The organism is Haladaptatus cibarius D43 (genome assembly GCF_000710615.1).
Lineage (GTDB): Archaea > Halobacteriota > Halobacteria > Halobacteriales > Haladaptataceae > Haladaptatus > Haladaptatus cibarius.
Genome location: NZ_JDTH01000006.1, coordinates 201,624 through 218,293, shown reverse-complemented (window position 1 = coordinate 218,293; position 16,670 = coordinate 201,624). Strand labels below are relative to the sequence as shown.

General features: G+C 59.0%; 16 protein-coding genes and 1 pseudogene. 6 read left to right on the top strand and 11 right to left on the bottom strand.

What is annotated here, in order from left to right; translation table 11 throughout:
- Positions 1-10 precede the first annotated feature (10 nt).
- The 10 genes from HL45_RS16915 to HL45_RS16870 all read right to left on the bottom strand — a co-directional run bounded on the left by HL45_RS16915 (position 11) and on the right by HL45_RS16870 (position 9,575).
- Positions 11-1,033, bottom strand: coding sequence for a Gfo/Idh/MocA family protein (locus HL45_RS16915; protein WP_049972366.1), 1,023 nt, complete (start codon positions 1,031-1,033; stop codon positions 11-13).
- Between the two features lie 102 nt (positions 1,034-1,135).
- On the bottom strand, positions 1,136-2,377 hold the full coding sequence (locus HL45_RS16910; RefSeq protein WP_049972365.1) for an outer membrane protein assembly factor BamB family protein: 1,242 nt from the start codon (positions 2,375-2,377) through the stop codon (positions 1,136-1,138).
- 94 nt (positions 2,378-2,471) lie between these two features.
- On the bottom strand, positions 2,472-4,100 hold the full coding sequence (locus HL45_RS16905) for a glycosyltransferase family 39 protein (protein WP_049972364.1): 1,629 nt from the start codon (positions 4,098-4,100) through the stop codon (positions 2,472-2,474).
- A gap of 207 nt (positions 4,101-4,307) precedes the next feature.
- Entirely contained in the window at positions 4,308-5,567 is a 1,260-nt protein-coding gene (locus tag HL45_RS16900) for an ABC transporter permease (RefSeq protein WP_049972363.1), read from the bottom strand.
- A 132-nt stretch (positions 5,568-5,699) separates the two neighbouring features.
- Positions 5,700-6,131 (bottom strand): universal stress protein, encoded by a 432-nt coding sequence (locus HL45_RS16895; protein ID WP_049972362.1) that lies wholly within the window; start codon positions 6,129-6,131, stop codon positions 5,700-5,702.
- A 171-nt stretch (positions 6,132-6,302) separates the two neighbouring features.
- Entirely contained in the window at positions 6,303-6,740 is a 438-nt protein-coding gene (locus HL45_RS16890; protein WP_049972361.1) for a CopD family protein, read from the bottom strand.
- 108 nt (positions 6,741-6,848) lie between these two features.
- Positions 6,849-7,247, bottom strand: a complete 399-nt coding sequence (locus tag HL45_RS16885; protein ID WP_049972360.1) for a helix-turn-helix domain-containing protein — start codon at positions 7,245-7,247, stop codon at positions 6,849-6,851.
- 100 nt (positions 7,248-7,347) lie between these two features.
- Positions 7,348-7,842 (bottom strand): DUF6691 family protein, encoded by a 495-nt coding sequence (locus tag HL45_RS16880; RefSeq protein WP_049972359.1) that lies wholly within the window; start codon positions 7,840-7,842, stop codon positions 7,348-7,350.
- Positions 7,839-8,357, bottom strand: coding sequence for a YeeE/YedE family protein (locus HL45_RS16875; RefSeq protein ID WP_233274830.1), 519 nt, complete (start codon positions 8,355-8,357; stop codon positions 7,839-7,841). The genes HL45_RS16880 and HL45_RS16875 overlap by 4 nt, the downstream gene beginning before the upstream one ends.
- An 18-nt stretch (positions 8,358-8,375) precedes the next feature.
- Positions 8,376-9,575: an MBL fold metallo-hydrolase gene (locus tag HL45_RS16870; RefSeq protein WP_049972358.1), complete on the bottom strand. Its 1,200-nt coding sequence runs from the start codon at positions 9,573-9,575 to the stop codon at positions 8,376-8,378.
- Positions 9,576-9,797: 222 nt separating this feature from the next.
- Between HL45_RS16870 and HL45_RS16865 the strand changes: the two genes are divergently transcribed.
- The 6 genes and pseudogenes from HL45_RS16865 (at position 9,798) to HL45_RS16840 (ending at position 15,203) form a co-directional block, all read left to right on the top strand.
- Positions 9,798-10,055: a sulfurtransferase TusA family protein gene (locus HL45_RS16865; protein ID WP_049972357.1), complete on the top strand. Its 258-nt coding sequence runs from the start codon at positions 9,798-9,800 to the stop codon at positions 10,053-10,055.
- A gap of 2 nt (positions 10,056-10,057) precedes the next feature.
- A complete protein-coding gene (locus tag HL45_RS16860) occupies positions 10,058-10,648 on the top strand; it encodes a DsrE/DsrF/DrsH-like family protein (protein WP_049972356.1) in 591 nt (196 codons plus the stop codon).
- A gap of 266 nt (positions 10,649-10,914) precedes the next feature.
- Positions 10,915-12,279 (top strand): GTPase HflX, encoded by a 1,365-nt coding sequence (gene hflX / locus HL45_RS16855; RefSeq protein WP_084157063.1) that lies wholly within the window; start codon positions 10,915-10,917, stop codon positions 12,277-12,279.
- 217 nt (positions 12,280-12,496) lie between these two features.
- A pseudogene (locus HL45_RS16850) lies at positions 12,497-13,111 on the top strand (NADH-quinone oxidoreductase subunit B); the annotation flags it as partial.
- Positions 13,108-14,745: an NADH-quinone oxidoreductase subunit D gene (locus HL45_RS16845; protein WP_049972354.1), complete on the top strand. Its 1,638-nt coding sequence runs from the start codon at positions 13,108-13,110 to the stop codon at positions 14,743-14,745. The pseudogene HL45_RS16850 and the gene HL45_RS16845, both read left to right, overlap by 4 nt.
- Positions 14,742-15,203, top strand: coding sequence for a NuoI/complex I 23 kDa subunit family protein (locus HL45_RS16840; protein WP_049972353.1), 462 nt, complete (start codon positions 14,742-14,744; stop codon positions 15,201-15,203). The genes HL45_RS16845 and HL45_RS16840 overlap by 4 nt, the downstream gene beginning before the upstream one ends.
- On the opposite strand, the gene HL45_RS16835 is transcribed toward HL45_RS16840, so the two are convergent.
- Entirely contained in the window at positions 15,204-16,601 is a 1,398-nt protein-coding gene (locus HL45_RS16835; protein ID WP_049972352.1) for an arylsulfotransferase family protein, read from the bottom strand.
- Between the last annotated feature and the right edge of the window lie 69 nt (positions 16,602-16,670).

Sequence of the window (16,670 nt, the reverse complement as noted above, 5' to 3'; positions counted from 1 at the left end):
CTTTCTGCTCTCAGTCCAAATTGATCGAGATTCGCTCGCCAGTTCGCGCTGATTCGTATGCTGCCTCGGTCAGTGCAGTCACGGCAAAGGCATCGCGGGCGGTCGCGGGCGGTTCCTTTCCGCTCTCGATGCAGTCGATGAATGCCCCGGCTTTGCTTTCGTGGCGTCGGTTGTCCATGTACGGAATGACGGTCGTGCTGTCTTCTTCGATTTCGGTCAACTGGCGTGGCTCCCACTGTCTTCCTTCGAGATAGAGCGCGCCCTCGTCATCCCAAACGTGGATGTGCTCGCGCACGCACGGCGCATCGCTGTACACCGAGATGCTGGCCGACGACTCGCCTTCGAACTCGACGATGAGCTGTGCGCGCTCGTCCACCCGATTTTCCTCGTCGGCGAATTTCATCTCCGCCTGTACCGAGGTCGGTTTCAACCCGGTCGTCCACAGAACCGCGTCGATGAGGTGACTTCCGGTGTCGTAGAGGTTGCCGCCGCCGGAGAGGTCGGGGTCGGTTCGCCACGTTTCTTCGAATCGGGAAATCCAGTTCTGCGTGATTTCGGCGCTGATGAACCGCGGCGTTAGATTCGTTTCGTCCCATCGCTCTCGCGCCCGGATGAACGCCTGATTCAGGTGTCGCTGATAGCCGACCATCAGCAGTTGGTCACTTTGCTCGCTTCGCTCGGCGAGTTCACGGGCCTTCCCGCGGTCGGTCGTAAGCGGTTTGTCACAAAGGACGTGAAGTCCCTCGTCCAGCGCGGCCATCGTCTGTTCGTAGTGGAAGACGTGCGGCGTTCCGATGAGAACTGCGTCCAACTCTTCGGCATCCAGCATTTGGGTGTACGCTTCGTACCGCGAGCCTTGACCGACGTAGAGGGTATCTCCGGCCTCGTCTCGCGCCGGTTCGCTCACGTCCGCAATTGCGACGACCGTCGAACGTGGGTCTTCTTCGAACTGTCTACCGACTGTCGTTCCGATGTAGCCGCCGCCGATGACACCGACGCGGAGCTTTTCGGGATTTGTGGTTGTTCCTGACATAATTTCACCGTGCGAGGACAAAAATCCGTACTGCCGTACAGTGCGGAGGGGCTTAATTCATGCCCTCGTGGCAAGTTCCAGTACCGCTTTCACGCGCGTCGCTTACGATTCGTACGAGAGCGAGACGACCCGTCCATCGCCGTAGATGACGTATATCTCCTCGGCACCGTCGCCGTCGAAGTTCGCCAGCGTCGGATGGGTGTAAATCGGTACCGACCGTTCGTAGGTTGCCAACACGTCGCCGGAATCCGGCGCGACGACGGTCACCTTCCCGTCGTTTGTGGCGGCCACGATTTCCGTCTCATTGTCGCCGTCCACGTCGCCGACGATTGGCGGTGGGGTCATCTGGGTTTCCGTCGTCAGCGAGGTTTCCCACTCGACGCTCCCGTCGGCCGCGTCGAGCGCGAACAGCGTCCCTTCGCGGGAGACGGCGTACACTTCCGGATTTCCGTCCCCGTCTCCGTCCGTAATGTCGTGCACCGCGGCGAGGTCGCCGACCGACCGTCGCCATTCGGCACTTCCGTCAGCGCCGTCGAGAACGACGATTTCGCCGTCCGATGTCGCAACCGAAATCTCGACCGCGGGGTCGTCGTCGGCCTGTCCCGACCCCATCCAGAGAACGGAACCGGTAATGTCGTCGTTTTGCCAGACGGTTTCGTTGTTGCCGTCCAGCAGACGGACGTGGCTACCGCCTCCGGGTGTGACACCGACGGCGAGTTCGTTGCTACCGTCCGCGTCGAAATCAGCTGCTATGGGGCGTGCCCACACCATGCCGCCCAAATCCCGCGACCAGAGTTCGGTTCCGTTCGTTCGGACGAGCGAGAGTCGCCCTTGTACGTCTACGACGGCGGTTTCCGACGCTGAATCCGCCGTAAGGTTCGCAACCACTGGTTTCGTGTAGCCGTACTCGTCGAGTTCGTGTCGCATCTCTTCGTCTCCCGAACGTGCGTCGTAGGCCGTCACTCGGTCTTCCGTGCTCGCGGCGAGGACTTCCCGCGTACCGTCGCCGTCGAAGTCGGCGACGGTCGGGTCGGCGACGGCGTGAATCGTGCAGTTTGCGGGCGGAACTTGGTGCCTCCAGACGGTGTCCCCAGTTTCGCCATCGAGTGCGAACAGGCCACATCCGGTTCCGTTTCCTCGGTCGCTAATCGGTGCGAAAACGAACGACTGGTTTCCAACCGTGGCTGCCACCGGAGCGTGATGATTTCCTTTCATGTCTCGGCCAGTGTCGCTCACCCAGCGTTCCGAGAGGGTTCCGCCGTCGTCTCCCACGAACGCGACGACCCCGACACCCGCGAGGACGGCGACGATGATGAGGAGGACTGCTCCGGTTGCGAAGCGCATCGGTTACAGTTGGCAGTCGTCGGGCAAAAGCCCTGTCCATCGGTGGCCCGATTCGAGCCGTGAACCACAGTCATCGGTCGATTTCTGTCGATGACTACATCGGAACCGGCCCCGTCGTTCCCGGCTTCGGTGGATGCCAGCCGTCGGATAGCCTGAAGATGGCAACATCCTCGTTTTCGAACGCGAGGCGATACTGTGGCGATGTCACCATTCTCGACACCATTTCGCTCGGTTGTTCTCGCTGCATTCCACGAACCGTATAGGTGCCCTTCGGGATGTAGACGTAATCCGGATGGACGTTCATCTGCATCAATCGCACGGTCAGACAGTTCGAACTGTGACACCGCGACAGCTGGCGGAACTGTCGTAATTGGTCGCGGTACTGATGTTGTCCTTTCCATTCGACACCCCACGGGGCCACCAACATCGTCCTGTCCGTCTGCTGTGGGAACCACTCCGCGGCATCGCCGAGGACGACGAACTCCGACGACGGTTCGGTGTTTTGTTTCGTCCATTCCATCGCTTCCACGTCTCCGTGGGTCACGAACTGTGGAAGCGACGGGCTTCCAGCGTGGGCATTCAGGCCGCCCGTCGCGTACAGCGCGCCGCCGCTGAGACTAATTGTGACAAGTAGCACGACGGAGAACGTCACGATCTCTTCCCGGCCGAGTATCCCCGACGATTCCCGTCGAAGCCACGGCACGAGTCCGGTGAAGACGAACCGTGAACTCACGAGCGCCGCGATGAGAAATATGAATCGAGCTTCCTCGATTGTTACGGCGATGAGCAACAGCCACACCGGGAGGAAATATTCGCGTTTCAACACCAACCAGAGACAGCCAACGATGGCGGTTAGATGCCACACCGACAACAGCGGCGATTCGTTGAACTGCTGTTCGACCAGCCGTTCCAGCGTCGGAATCGTGTTTCCGATTCCGCCGTGGGTTCCCGCGGCGGCGGTGAACACGGTCGAACCGTGTGCGACCAGTACCGAACTCCACCACGGCGTCGTCAGGAGAACGCCACCGACGCCGACGAACAGTCCTCGAAGCAGACCGTTGAACGACCGGTCAAACCGAACGTACAGCAGGAGATAGCTCATCACGAAGAAAATCGTGTACATCGGATGGGTGAGAATCGTCAGCGTGAATGCGACGAGTGCGGGAACGAGCCATCTCGTATTCTTCTCCCGAAAGAGATGCAATCCGGCGTAGAGTCCGACGAGCGAGAACAGCAAAGCAGGGGCGCGAACGATACCTCCGGCGGAGATGTGCCACTGCAAAACCGGCGGGCTGACGGCGACGATGAGCGTCGCCAGAGACGCTTGTGGGCGTGACCCCAGCAAATCGCGCGTGAAAAAGTACAGCGGAATCAGGTACGCGATGCTGACCAGTCCGGGGAGATACTGCGCGATGGTAAATGGGTCGAGTCCGGTCACGTCGAGTAGTACCGCAGAAACGTAAAACATGAGCGGCGGATACGCGAACGGCACTCCTTCGGCGGTGTAGCCCGGTATGGTTTCGGGGAGCGCGTATCCGTTTTCGATGATGTGTTCCGCGATGTGGATGTAGAGTCCCGCACCGAACGACGGATACGAGTGCGAACTCACGTAAAAATAAAAGATACAGATTCCGGCCAGCAGCGCCGGAACGAGCCATGGCAGTTCGTATCCAAGTCCGCGCGATTCCGGTGTCGTTTTCGAATCCGTCTGATGGCTGGCCATGGGTGGAATCTGAGCGGCCGCTCAAGAACGCGTGGCGGCGGTGTTCTCGTTCGAGAAAACTATCGCAGGATTCACTCTTTGTTATCCAGTGGCTATCGGGGGGATACCGTCGAATACTGCTTGCGAAGTGACGGTAAGCGTTCGTTCACGCCGCGGTAACGGTTGCTTGCGGTGGTCGTCGTGGCTCGAACACGCAAAAAAGCAAAATCATTCGTATCGCAGCGCGTCGATGGGGTCTGTCTGGGCGGCGTCCCATGCGGGATAGATTCCCGCGAGGACGCCGACTAACACGCCCACTGCGACCGCGATACCGAACCATTCGGGCCGGAACGCCAACGGCAGGCCGATAATCGAAGCAGCGACGTATCCGCCGCCCAGTCCGACGAGCGCGCCGACCGCCGACCCGAACAGGCCGAGCAGAACCGCTTCGAACAGGAACAATTGGAGCACGTCGTTGTTCCGCGCTCCGACGGCTTTCATGATGCCGATTTCGCGGGTTCGTTCCGTGACGCTGACGAGCATGATGTTCGCAATTCCGATGGCACCGACGACGAGCGAGATGAGCGCGATGCCGGTGATGTACGCCGTGAATGTGTTGCTTACCTGTCTGACCTGATTGACGAGTTCGTCCTGCGTCGTGACTTTGAACCGATAGCTATCGGATTTCAGTTCCCGTGCGTCGGACTGCTCGCCGAGGTAGGTGTACACCCGACCCTGTACCGAATCAACCTGAGAAGGGCTTTCGGCCAGCACCAGCGCACGTCCGTAGACGCGCTGGTTCTCGTTTGCGGAGGGGCTGTACACCGTTCGCTGGTAGAACGGGTCGGTCGGCGCGTAGATTTGCGGTGACGCGCCTTCGCTGATTCCGAGCGCCGACTGGTCAGTGGGTTCGACGATGCCGACCACCGTCGCGTTCACTCGCTCCCCGCCCGCGGCGCGCGTGACGGTGATGTTGTCGCCGACGGTGACGTTTTCCTCGCCGAACATGCTCACTGCCGGGCGATTCAAGACGACTTCCCGCTCGCCGCTTTGGAACGACCCGCCCGAAACGAAATCCTGATTTCTCACGTCGAAATACGGCGGCGTCGTCACTACGACCCACTGTCGCCCGACCGTCGAGTTGTTGAACTCGACGGTCGAAGCCGCGACGCCACTTTCGGGGACGGCGGCCTCGACGCCCTGTAACGACCGAATCCCATCCATATCGTGTTTCGTCAGAACGGTTTGGCCTCCGCCTCCGATGTCCGGAAGCCCGGTTTCACTCTGTGATTGCGCCGAAACGTACATCGTCGCCGCGTTTCCCCCCGCGACGGTGCTGATGATGTCCGCCTGCAAACTCGCGCCGAGCGTGACGAACGTGATGACTGCGGCCACGCCGATGATGACGCCGAGCGTCGTCAGCGTCGAGCGAAGTTTGTGTTCGCGGATGTTTCGCCAACTGATTCGAAGGCTTTCGAAAAGGTTCATCCGCCCCAATCGTTCATTGTGTCTTTCATTTTCCCGACTACCCGCTCCGCTCTACGGTAGCATCCATCAAAAGCTTGTGACCGGAAATGCGGGCTTAAACGCTTGAAACACGAGATTATCGGCTATTTGTCTCTACGACGGTTCGTCCATTCGAACCGTCAACACCGGTCGCTCGGAGAGGCGAACGACCTTCTCCGTCACGCTCCCGAGGAGATAGCGGTCGATGCCGCGTCTTCCGTGCGTCCCCATCACGATGAGGTCTACGTCGTGGTCGTCGGCGAAATCAAGAATGGTTCTGTACGGCGTTCCTTGGGGAATCGACGTTCGAACGTCGATTCCCGCGTCGCTCGCTTTTTGCTCGATGTCGTCCACCGCCTGCTCGCCGTCCTCCTGTAGCTCTTCATACAGTATGTCCGCGCGAACGTCCGGCGGAATCGCTGTTTGGTCAACTATCGAAATGACGTACAGCCGCGCGTCGTAGGTTTTCGCCAGATTGAGGGCCTGTTCGATTGCTCTGTCCGCGGCGTCGCTCCCGTCCGTGGGCAGGAGAATTCGCTCGTACATCCATCTCTTTCACGTTCCCTATCGGCAAATGGCTACTGGCGGTTCACATAGCTCGGAGTGGTTTCGTTTTCATATATAAAATTACACCTACCCGTGGTCGCAATTTCACTTTCTACGAAGACGATGTCGAACACCGTCGCCAGCGCCTGGTTCGAACCCATTCGTTCACCATTACAATCGCCCGGCGACGACGAGCAGGCCGATAGCCACGACGCCCCCGGCGTAATACCACGATGCGTATTTGGAGGCGGCGCGCATCGCACCGTCATCGAGGTTCTTCAGCAGACCGCTGCTCGCGCCGTGGCTGATACCGGTCAGGACGAACCAGAGCGCGACCATCGTGAGGACGAGGTGGCCGCGCGGACTTCCGCCGAGAAGTTCGACGGTGTACCGGGTTCCGGCGAGGTGACCGCCAGTGGCGAACAGAACGAAGGAAGCCAGCATGGAAAACCGCGAAAAACGTTTCGTGAGCCATCTGAGTCCCTCCGTTCCGAGATGGCCTTTCTGCGCCGCGGGAATCACGAGGAGCGCCATGAACAGCGCCCATCCTGCCCAGACGCCAGCGAAAACGGTATGTAAAACCTGCATCAGTACGTCGAGTAGTGCCATTTTCCGGAGGTTATCACAGACTCCTCAAATAGCTTCCCATGACTATCGGCATCGTAGAATCGATCACGGAATGCGAAACAAACAACAGACAGAAACGAACGAGTTTGGTTAGACCGGTTGGCCGGTTCGTTCGGTTTCGTTGTACTTGTCCTCGAACTCCTGAATCAGTTGGCCCATCTTCGCGTACCACTCGTTCAGCATTCGCTGCATTTCGTGGGACACCTCGCCGGGGTCGGTCGGCCGGTAGACGTGGTAGTAGCCACCTTGGTCGTAGTTTACCTGCTCTTTCTGGATGAAGCCAGCCTGAAGAAGTCGCTGGATGGAGCGGTAGGCGGTCGAACGCTCGCGCTCGATTCGGTCTGCGATGTCGTCGATGGTCAGCGATTCCTCGCTCTCGACGACGACCTGATAGCACTGTCTGTCGAGTTCTTTCAGCCCGTGAATACACTCCAGCAGGCCCTCACACTCCATATCCTGCTGAAGATACTCCGCCATCGAGTTTGCCATTGTCTACGCGAGAGTTGGTCGCTGAGACGTAAAAGGGTTTTGCAAGGTTTTCACAACACTCCACTCGGCAGAGGTCGATAGGCGATTTCAATAGTCCGGATCAGTCCGCACTCGTTGTGGGACTCGTGGCGTCTGTACGGTGTTTTCGCCACAACCCTTGGAGATACGCGCCGAGGAACATCCCGCCGATGCCGAACAGGATGAGGTAGTTCCCCAACCCGACGCTGGCGTAAGCGGCCCCCGGACAGATGCCGGAGATGCCCCATCCGATGCCGAAGATGCCACCGCCGACGAGGACGTTCTTGTCGAACGATTTCAGTCGCCGGGTGTACGCTTTTCCGGTCAGTGGTGCGTTTCCGGACAGTCTGGTTGCGACGGCGAACGTCGTTCCCGTGACGACCGCCGCACCGCCCATGACGAACAGCAGGCCGAAATCGTCGAACTGGAGGAACTGGAGTACGACTTCGGGTTTGGCCATCTGGCTGAATCCGAGTCCGAACCCGAAGATGAGGCCGCCGACCAGTATCAACGGCATGAATAGCGGCCCGCGTTCGTTCTGTTTTCCCGTCGTTTTCCCACTCGTTTTTTCGCTCATGGCGAAATCCCCATACCCATCGCTTGTATCAGTTGTGCGGTTCCGATTGCAACCGTCATGAACGTCGCCACGTTGACAATGGAGGTGAACGAGGCTGATCCGACGCCACAGACGCCGTGGCCGGACGTACAGCCCTTGCCGATTCGCGTTCCGATACCGACGAGGACGCCGCCGCTGAGGAGTCGCCACCACTCCACGTCTGTCGTCCAGATTTCGCCGTGGAAGATAACTTGGTAGATTGCCGCACCGCCGATGATTCCCAGCGTGAAGACGACGCGCCAATCGCGGGAGGCGACGTATTTCCCCTTCTGGAATCGCGGCACGCCGGAGACGTAGGACAGCGTCGTCTCCAAGAACGTACTCGCCCCGGCGATGATGCCGGTGCCGAGGTAGATGACGGCGACGCCGAGTCCGATGAACACGCCGCCGATGGCGTAGTGGGAAACGCCGTTCGGGAACAGTTCCGCGAACGTGAGTGCTGGCATGAGTGCCGATTGTAGTAACGAAAGTGCCATATTCTGTCTCCCGCCGCGTTAGTCGCTCGTGAGCGAGTCTCGACTCGCGGCGCAGTTGTTCGGTCCGAGTTCGAGTTCGAACGCTTCCTCGTCGTTTGTGTGCTGTTCGCCCAAGTTCGTTTCGATGATGTCCTCGTAGTTCGCAGGCCGTGGCGGCATATCCGACAGCACGAACTCCACGAACTCCTCGCGACTCATCGAGAGCGCGTCCATCGAGTCGGCCAAATCGCCGATAGTCGCCGTGTACGTGCCATCTTCGGCGGGAGTCGCCGAATCGCTGAAATGCGCCGGTGCGACCACGGTTTCGTCGGGAAGCGACAGAATCCGCTCTTGAAGCGTCTCGTGGAGGGTTCCTGCGGCCGCTGGTGCGCCCTCGTCGCCCTCTTCGAGGTCGGGGCGAGCCACGCTCTCGGTGAAGAGAGTATCTCCGGTGAACAGCACGCCGCTGACCCGGTAGGAGGTCATTCCAGTCGTGTGGCCGGGGGTGTGAACCACGTCGACTTCGGTATTCCCGAGCGGGAGTTTCTCGCCGTCTTCGACGGTTCGGTACGGCACGTCGTACTCGGTGCCGCGGGCGTCTGCGGGTGCGGGGACGACCGATTCAGCACTGCCTGATTGTGTCACGGTTCGAACGCCGCTGACGTGGTCTGCGTGGACGTGCGTGTCGATGGCATATTTCAGTTCGGCTCCGTGGTTTTTCGCGTCTTCTGCGTATTCCTCGGCGAACGCTCGAAGTGGGTCGATGACCGCCGCCTCGTCGTCCGAAACGACGAGGTAGGAGAGACATCCGCTGGAGGGTCGCTGATACTGGATAACCGTTGTGTCTGCGTTCTTATTCTCGTCCTCGATTTCGCGGCGTTCGAGAACGCGCGCCCAGCCTTTCATTCCGTCTTCGAGGTGGTTCACGTCGTAACCTCGCTCGGTGAACAGTCCGGCGATGTACTCGCTCGACCCGCCTTTTGCGCATAGAACGGTCACTTCCTCGTCCTTCGGAACCGGGTCGAACAGTTCGTCGTCCGGGTCGTCCGTGAGATATTCGAAATAGGGAATGTTGATGCTCTCGACGTTCTCGCCGTCGATTTTCCACTTCTCGTACTCGTCCGTCGCGCGAACGTCGAGTAGGGTCACGGATTCGTCCGCGTCGATTCGTTCGTACAGTTCGTTTGGGGTTACCGACGCGACTTCGGCAGTCGGTGACGGGAACGGTGATTCGCTCATGGACAGCTGTAGATACCGGGCACAGACACAAAAGAGTTCGCATAGTATTCCAAATTCTCTGCAATACCGATATGGGATGTATTCCTAACTGAATTATATGGGCCTTCAGACGGTGCATCTATGTTATTCTGTTGTGCGCATAAGGCACAATATCCAACACACTTTTAATGGTTCGAACGGTATTGTCCAGTACATCCAAGACAACACATTGGTGACTTCACAATGAGTACGAAATTCGACATCACGGAGACGCTGGACGTAAAAGGACTGAACTGCCCGATGCCGGTCGTCAAGACGAAACAGGCGACCGACGAACTGACCGAGGGTGATGTGCTGGAGGTCGTCGCAACCGACTCCGGGAGCATGAGCGACCTAAAGGGCTGGGCCAACACGACCGACGGCGTCGAACTGCTCGAACAGGAAGAAGACGAGGCGGGTGGCGAAGCGGTCTACCGCCACTTCGTCCGGAAAACGGAGTAAGCATGAGTACCGACACGCAACACTCCCAGCAGACCGGCAAAAACGATGATGGCGTCGGAACCGACGACGCACTCTACGAGCGAATTGAGCAGTTGGAAGGCGAACTCGCCGACCTGAAAGAGGAAGTCGGCGGCCAGAAGAAGATGACCATCATCGCCACGAAAGGCACGCTCGACATGGCGTACCCGCCGCTCATCCTCGCCAGCACCGCCGCCGCGTTCGGGTGGGACGTGGTCGTCTTCCACACGTTCTGGGGACTGGACATCCTGCACGAGAAAAAGTCCAAAAATCTCAAACTCAGTGCGGTCGGCAACCCGAGTATGCCCATGCCGAACGCGATGGCGGCGCTTCCCGGTATGGACTCCATGGCGACGAAGATGATGCAGAAGAAAATCGAGGAGAACGGCACCGCGACCATCGAGGAACTCATCGACGTGTCGATTGAAACCGGCGTGGAACTGCAAGCCTGCCAGATGACGATGGAGTTGATGGACTACGACGAAAATGAGTTTTACGACGGCGTCGTTTCGGGCGTCGGCGCGGCCACCGCCCTCGAACATATGGCCGAGGCCGACATTCAACTGCTCGTCTGAAGATTCGTTTTCGGCTTCCCAATTAGTTCCCATCGTTGACACCACCACAAAGCTTTTCATGGGTGTCGTCATATCGGGAACCAAGGTCGAATCATGACCACCTCTCTCCTTCACTGACCGGGTCGTCGCGGGGTAGTACACGGTCTATCTTCGGATAGCCACGGCTGTCTCCCCTGCTTCCCGGTTTTGTTCGTTACCGTCGAATAGCGCCGACTGTCGATGTTCGACAGTTGGTTTGTCAGAAATACTCCCAATAAGAGATCACTATGCAATCAGGTTCAGCAATTATCGCACAACGGACGGACAGCGGAACTTCGAACGACGGAACAACGGACGGCGGAGCGGCGGGCAACGAATCCACAGACGGCGGAACGACGAACCCGCGCGACATGGCAGAGATTCGCGCGCTCGCCGACGCGGCAGGCTACGACGTGGTCGGCGAAGTCACGCAAACACGGGTCGAGGATTTGAAGTACCAGTTCGGGCGCGGAAAGGCCGAAACGCTGGCGGAGCGAGTGAAAACAAGCGACGCCCGGAACGTCATCTTCGACAACCCGCTTTCGCCACAGCAGACCTACGAACTCGGGGAGTTGTGCCCCGACGGAACCCAAATCATCGACCGCTATCGACTCGTCCTCGAAATATTCAGCCAGCAGGCCGGAACCCGCCGGGCGAAGCTACAGGTCGAACTCGCGCAGTTACAGTACGAACTCCCGCGGGTGCAGGCCGAAATTCGATTGGAGAAGGAAGCCGCCAACGAACGCCGTTCTCGGAACGGACTCGGCGAGAAAGAAGACAGACAAGTTACGGACATCAAAGACCGAATCGACCGCATCAAATCGAAACTGGAGAGTCTCTCCGACGTGGGCGACCAGCGACGCGAGAAGCGCAGGGAACAGGGCTTCGACCTCGTTGCACTTGCAGGTTACACCAACGCCGGGAAATCGACGCTTCTGCGTCGATTGGCCGACGAAATGGCGTTCGACCCGGACACTCACGACGACCTCCACGAGAGCGCGGCGGCGGAGGACAGATTGTTCAAAACGCTCGAAACGACGACTCGCCGGGCCGAGATTCAGGGCCGGAGGACACTTATCACGGACACGGTCGGATTCATCAGCGACCTGCCCCATTGGCTGGTCGAATCGTTCGAGACGACGCTCACGGAGACGTATGAGGCCGATCTCGTGCTTCTCGTCGCAGACGTGAGCGACCCACTTCCCGAACTGCGCGAGAAGCTTCAGACGTCGCTCGATTTGCTCGACGGCGACGCGGAGCGAATCGGGACGGTACTGAACAAGGCGGACTGCGTTTCGGCTGTCGAATTGAACGAACGAGTTTCGGGCGTATCCGACCTCGTACCGAACCCCGTCGTCGTCAGCACGACCGAAAACGACGGTATCGACGCGCTTCGGGAGCGAATCGTGGACGAACTTCCGGCGTGGGAAACCGACCGGTTGACGCTTCCGAACACGAGCGAAACGATGTCGCTCCTCTCGTGGTTGTACGACCACGCCCGCGTGGAGGCGGTGTGGTATCCGAGCGAGAGCGAGGAAGTCGTGGTCGAGTTCGCCGCAGACCCCGCGATTGCCGAGCGTGCGACGGTTAAAGCCGACACGATTTCGGCGTGAGTAGAACCAAAACGCCGTTTCGAAACCGACCCCTGAAATAGCCACCAAATATTCATCACTGTCCTTCCCTTACGCTCATTGATGCCCGGTAACACGGGTTTCGGGGGAGGGGGATATGAGCCACGATACACCGTCAGCAACAGGGACGGATAGTCCGCCAGACCAGCGACCGGTCGGCCAAGCCAGTCGTTCGGAGGCGAAAGACCAACTGCCGAGTCGGTTCGATTCGAAGTTGCGCGATGCGCTCGGAACGTCGCCGTTCATTCTGACGAAGTTCGACGCGTTCATGAACTGGGTTCGAGGGTCGTCGATGTTCATGCTCCAGTTCGGTATCGCCTGCTGTAGCATCGAGATGATGCACACCTACGCGGTCAAACACGATTTAGACCGCTTCGGCGCGGGGGTTCCGCGAGCATCGCCGCGACAGGCCGACGTTATCATCGTACCGGGAACCATCGTCTCGAAGTTCGCGCCGCGAATGAAACGGATTTACGACCAGATGCCGGAGCCGAAATTCGTCGTCAGCATGGGGTCGTGTACCTGCTCCGGTGGGCCGTTTCAGGAAGGCTACAACGTTATCAAGGGTGCAGAAGAGGTCATTCCGTGCGACATCCACGTTCCCGGTTGTCCGCCGCGTCCGGAGGCGCTCATCTACGGCGTCGCCAAGTTACAGGAACGAATCGCCCACGGGGAAGCCAGTCCGGTCGTCGTAAAACCCTACGAACTGGAGCAGTTCGGCGATTTAGAACGCGATGAACTGGTACAGTCGCTGGCCGACCAAATCGACGAGGACACGCTCGTCATGCGATACAACTGGGTGGATTCACCATGAGCGTGCAGGAACAACAGGTAGACGGCGACGAACTCGCCGACCTGCTCGGCGACTCCGTCATCGGACGCGAGGAACATTCGAACGCGCCCGCGTTCGTCATTCGCCCGGACGAAGTGCAGGACGTGCTGAGCGTCCTTCGCGACGAGGCCGGATTCGACCATCTCTCGTGTTTGACGGCTCAGCAGTACGAAGACCGATACGAGAGCATCTACCATTTGAAAAAGTACGACGACCCGCGACAGGAGGTGAGCGTCGTCGTCCCGACGGCCATAGACGACCCGAGAAGTCAGACGGCGGAACCCGTCTACACGACCGCGAACTGGCACGAACGCGAGGCCTACGACCTTGTCGGAATCGAGTACGACGGCCATCCGGATATGCGCCGGATTCTGTTGCCCGAGACATGGCAGGGCCACCCGCTTTCGCTCGACTACGACCAAGACCGACCGCAGGTCGTGGCGTTGGAGGAACATCAAAACCCACTGTTAGAAGACCACGTCGGCGGTGACTCCGACACCGTCTTCATCAACATCGGGCCGCATCATCCGGCTACGCACGGTGTTCTCCATCTGGAAACCGTCCTCGACGGCGAGCAGGTGCTCGACGTCGAACCCGACATCGGCTACCTCCATCGCTGTGAGGAACAGATGGCCCAGTCGGGCAACTACCGGCACGAAATCATGCCGTACCCCGACCGCTGGGATTACACCGCGAACATGACCAACGAGTGGGCCTATGCGCGGGCCATCGAAGACCTCGTGGACATCGACGTTCCCGAGTACGCGAAAGTGCTCCGAACGCTCGGCGTCGAACTCTCGCGGATGGCGGGTCACTTCCTCGCCCTCGGAACGTTCGCGCTGGACGTGTACGGCGACTTCACCGCCATCTTCCAGTACGCGTTCCGCGACCGGGAGAAGGCCCAGAACATCTTGGAGGATTTGACGGGTCAGCGCATGATGTTCAACTACTTCCGCATCGGCGGCGTCATCTGGGACATCCCGGAACCCCGCGAGGAGTTTTTCGACAAGACGATGGATTTCGTCGACGAACTGCCGCAGGCGCTCGAAGAGTACCACGACCTGCTCACGAACAACGAAATCTTCCAACTGCGGTGCGTCGGAACCGGCGTTCTCGAACCTGACGTTGCGAAGCAGTACGGCGTCACCGGCCCGGTTGCCCGCGGTTCGGGCGTCGATTACGACATTCGCCGCGACGACCCCTACGGCTACTACGACCGACTCGATTGGGACGTCGTTACGGAACCCGGTTGCGACAACTTCTCTCGGGTGCTGGTTCGTCTGCGAGAAATCGAACAGTCCGCGAGAATCGTAGAGCAGTGCGTCAACATACTCGACGACTGGCCGGAAGACGACCGGCAACTCCAGTCGAACGTGCCGCGAACGCTCAAACCGCCGATGGATGCAGAAACGTATCGCGCGGTCGAAGCCGCGAAGGGCGAACTCGGCGTCTACATTCGTTCGGACAACACGTCGAAGCCAGCGCGGTTCAAGATTCGAAGCCCGTGTTTCCACAACCTCTCTGCGCTTCCGGAGATGGCGAACGGAGAGTACGTGCCGGATTTGATCGCCTCGTTGGGAAGCCTCGACATCGTCCTCGGGAGTGTTGACCGATGATTGGCTTACTCAAAGGAATGGCGACGACGATGAAGCACGCGCTCGACGGCGAGACGTTCACGGTGGAGTATCCCGACGTGCCGCCGGAAGTCAGCCCGCGATTCCGCGGGATTCACAAGTTCAGTCAGGAGCGATGCATCTGGTGTCGCCAGTGCGAAAACGTCTGTCCGAACGACACCATCCAAATCGTGATGGACGACCAGCGCAACGGCGAACAGTACAACCTCCACGTCGGGCAGTGCATCTACTGCCGACTCTGTGAGGAGGTCTGTCCAGTGGATGCAATCTTGCTCACGCAGAACTTCGAATTTACGGGGGATACGAAAGACGACCTCGTCTACAACAAAGAGCAGTTGAAAAACGTGCCGTGGTACAAGGACATCGATCCGCTCGAATCCCGCGAACCGGATAGAGGTGCGTGGATAGGCGAAGGCGAGGGGTCGGTGGATTATCAGTAATCAGGCGAACCGGTGTTTCACGCCGTAGTAAATTCGGCGTCGCTGGTACACCAACTCACCGATGAGCCATCCTAGCACGAGTAGGATGGCAAAGATTGCGGCGATGAAGGCGTACTCGTTCATCCAGATGGGGCGGATGAACGGCGTGGCTTGGTCCCACACCTCGCCGTACTCTCGCATGTCTTCCTCGATGGCCGTTCCCGAGAACGTGTTGCCGAGGAGGACGGACATCTTCACGCGGTCACCGGTACCGGGGTCTACGTTCGCGCTTCCGGAGACTTGGTACTCGCCGGTGGTTCCGTGGTCTGCCATCGTCGGGCCGTTCGACCCGTCACCGTGGACGACGCGCTCCGAGTCGTACGGAAGCCACGGCGAGTAGAACTCCCAGACAATTTCGCCTTTCGGCGTCACTTCGATGACGCGGTGGTTCGAGGAGTCGGTGATGAGCGTATTGCCGTTCGGCAGGCGGTCTGCGTCACGGGGCCAGTTGAACTTCTCGGAGGTTCCCATCTGCCACGTCTGTTCCCACTCGCCGTTCTGTCGTTCGTACTCCACGATTCGGTGGTTTTCGGAGTCAGCGACGAGGATGGTCGGGTTGCCCGATTCGCTTTCGAGGTAGTCCGGGTTGTGCTGTTCTTTGAGAACGTCGTAGTTGCCGTCCTCCCCGAGTTTCATCGTGACTTCTTTCGACTCGCGGTCAACGACGATGACTTCGTCCATGTTTCGCGGGTCGGCCATGTACTTCCCGGGGCCGATTTTGTCAACGTCGTTGACGTGCGTCCAGTCGTTCGTGTAGTCGCCACCGTCTTGCTTCTCGTAATGACTGCGGAAGTACCACTCCCACGTAATTTTGTCTTCCTCCAAATCGTAGATGAACAGTCGGTCGTTGTTCTGGCCGGTGCTCTCGTTGTAGGCGCGCATGTTGGCGACAAGCAGTTGGTCACCGTTGATGAGATCAATGTCGTGTGTATCGTGGATGTCGAGGAACTGCTCCCACTCTTTTTCCTGCGTGTCGGGGTTGTATTCGTAGACGAGGGTGCCACCGCGCTGCGTCGAGGTGACGAGCAGGTTGCCGTTGTCCATCGGGTCAACGTCGTAAAACCACGATGCACCTTCTTTCGACCCGTTGTGAACCCATTCGACGTTCCCCTTCGGGCCGACGGAGACGAGGCGGGCGGGCTTTTTCTTGTTCCCTTGTCCTTGGAAGTGGTATCCCTGCACGCTGATAACTGTTGACCCGTTTGCAGGGCTTTCGATGGTTCCTTTGGTCAGATTCGATTCCTCCTGGTCGTAGGTAATCGCGGAGACGGCGGAGGGCGCGAGTAAGGAGACGACCAACAATAAGACGACTCCGCGCACGAACCACGGGCGTGGCGGGAGTCGTTCCGTCCAGTCCATAAGCTATACTGGGTAACCTTCACTTTGTATATTTTGTGTTTTCTCTACCATTTCTCGACTGCTGATTCC

Excerpts from the sequence above, each read along its gene's own strand:
- HL45_RS16895 (WP_049972362.1), bottom strand. The coding sequence starts at position 6,131 with ATGTACGAGCGAATTCTCCTGCCCACGGACGGGAGCGACGCCGCGGAC.
- HL45_RS16865 (WP_049972357.1), top strand. The coding sequence starts at position 9,798 with ATGAGTACGAAATTCGACATCACGGAGACGCTGGACGTAAAAGGACTG.
- HL45_RS16885 (WP_049972360.1), bottom strand. The coding sequence starts at position 7,247 with ATGGCAAACTCGATGGCGGAGTATCTTCAGCAGGATATGGAGTGTGAG.
- HL45_RS16900 (WP_049972363.1), bottom strand. The coding sequence starts at position 5,567 with ATGAACCTTTTCGAAAGCCTTCGAATCAGTTGGCGAAACATCCGCGAA.
- HL45_RS16840 (WP_049972353.1), top strand. The coding sequence starts at position 14,742 with ATGATTGGCTTACTCAAAGGAATGGCGACGACGATGAAGCACGCGCTC.
- HL45_RS16835 (WP_049972352.1), bottom strand. The coding sequence starts at position 16,601 with ATGGACTGGACGGAACGACTCCCGCCACGCCCGTGGTTCGTGCGCGGA.
- hflX (WP_084157063.1), top strand. The coding sequence starts at position 10,915 with ATGCAATCAGGTTCAGCAATTATCGCACAACGGACGGACAGCGGAACT.
- HL45_RS16845 (WP_049972354.1), top strand. The coding sequence starts at position 13,108 with ATGAGCGTGCAGGAACAACAGGTAGACGGCGACGAACTCGCCGACCTG.
- HL45_RS16890 (WP_049972361.1), bottom strand. The coding sequence starts at position 6,740 with ATGGCACTACTCGACGTACTGATGCAGGTTTTACATACCGTTTTCGCT.
- HL45_RS16910 (WP_049972365.1), bottom strand. The coding sequence starts at position 2,377 with ATGCGCTTCGCAACCGGAGCAGTCCTCCTCATCATCGTCGCCGTCCTC.
- HL45_RS16860 (WP_049972356.1), top strand. The coding sequence starts at position 10,058 with ATGAGTACCGACACGCAACACTCCCAGCAGACCGGCAAAAACGATGAT.
- HL45_RS16905 (WP_049972364.1), bottom strand. The coding sequence starts at position 4,100 with ATGGCCAGCCATCAGACGGATTCGAAAACGACACCGGAATCGCGCGGA.
- HL45_RS16915 (WP_049972366.1), bottom strand. The coding sequence starts at position 1,033 with ATGTCAGGAACAACCACAAATCCCGAAAAGCTCCGCGTCGGTGTCATC.
- HL45_RS16875 (WP_233274830.1), bottom strand. The coding sequence starts at position 8,357 with ATGGCACTTTCGTTACTACAATCGGCACTCATGCCAGCACTCACGTTC.
- HL45_RS16880 (WP_049972359.1), bottom strand. The coding sequence starts at position 7,842 with ATGAGCGAAAAAACGAGTGGGAAAACGACGGGAAAACAGAACGAACGC.
- HL45_RS16870 (WP_049972358.1), bottom strand. The coding sequence starts at position 9,575 with ATGAGCGAATCACCGTTCCCGTCACCGACTGCCGAAGTCGCGTCGGTA.